The sequence below is a fragment of the Thalassobacterium maritimum genome, from assembly GCF_031127805.1.
Classification (GTDB): domain Bacteria; phylum Verrucomicrobiota; class Verrucomicrobiia; order Opitutales; family Coraliomargaritaceae; genus Thalassobacterium; species Thalassobacterium maritimum.
The window spans coordinates 1-1187 of the sequence record NZ_JARXHW010000155.1 but is presented as its reverse complement, the minus strand read 5'-3'; the positions used below and the strand labels follow the sequence as shown (position 1 = coordinate 1187).

At 43.0% G+C, this 1187-nt stretch carries 2 protein-coding genes; both read right to left on the bottom strand.

Translation table 11 applies throughout. The features are described 5' to 3' along the window. Window positions 1-166: 166 nt before the first annotated feature. On the bottom strand, window positions 167-631 hold the full coding sequence (locus QEH52_RS19785) for a DUF2262 domain-containing protein (RefSeq protein WP_308952689.1): 465 nt from the start codon (window positions 629-631) through the stop codon (window positions 167-169). A gap of 76 nt (window positions 632-707) precedes the next feature. Further along, a complete protein-coding gene (locus tag QEH52_RS19780; protein WP_308952688.1) occupies window positions 708-1046 on the bottom strand; it encodes a hypothetical protein in 339 nt (112 codons plus the stop codon). Window positions 1047-1187 lie beyond the last annotated feature (141 nt).

Here is a 1187-nt window from a genome sequence, read left to right as displayed (position 1 = left end):
AATTTATTGGCTGGGCATTGATTCTCGCTAAATAGAAAATCGATGATGCGACAATGAGTAGCGCTCCTGTAATGCTTTTCATTTCTGTAGATCGTAGAGCACTATCGCGACTGAAGCGCGGAGCGCGAAAGGAGTTGATAGGTGCGACTGGATCTGGATTTCATATCTATCCGAAGAGTTGGGCTTCCGCTTCGCTGAAATCTAGTCCGTCGAGGGATTGAACAAAGATACCGTGTCCCATGAATAAACCTGTATCTTCATACCAAATATCAATGCCTTCGTTACCAGTTACAGTTATTTCGGAAAGAGTGAAGTAATCCTTAAATTCGTCCTGTAATAGTTCAGGGTTGGTAACTGTCTCAAACGAGCCATCAGACTGCTTTTCATCATACGAGCGCCAATTATCATTATATGTTTCGAGCAGGTCTTTAACGATGATACTCTTAGATTGGTCATCAAACTTTTTTAGTTCTCCTATAAGGTTCGCAGCGAGTTCGATAGTCTCGTCGAGCGTTCTATCGTCGATTTCTAGCTGAACAGGAATTTCCTTTCCCTCGTATGAGATTATCGCTTCAAAACTTCCCGAATCGCTTTGGAGCGAATTGATTTTTCCTAATATCGGATGATTCATTTTTATTTCTCAGATCGTAGAGCACTATCGCGAGTGAAGCGCGGAGCGCGAAAGGAGTTGATAGGTGCGACTGGATCTACTGTTCATCCGTAGAATGTCCTATCAAATGACTAAAGAGTTCGTCCCTATGATTCTTTCTGATTTTGTGTATTTTTATTTGCCTGCGCTGATCTACACCAGCAATTGATTTGAGGGTGATCGTTACCGTGTGAAACAGGCCTCCATTACCATCCTTTTCTGAAATTGAGGTTATAGTATCAATTTCCGAAAACTTAAAAATACAGACCTCTTCAATACCTTCGCCTCCGATTTCGTATTCAATGTAGGCGAATTCGTTTCTTGTCTCAAAATTAAGATCAGATGCCATAATTGGCGTGATAATGGCAAATAGGGTGTAGATTATGAGTTGTTTCATTTTTGTAGATCGTGGAGCACTATCACGAGTGTAGCGCGGCTTGCCGGGCGTAGCTCGAAGAGCGAAGCCTGGAGCGCGAAATGAGTTGATAGGTGCGTCTGGATATGCTGCCGCCCTTGGTCAGGTGGATTCCGCTCTGAT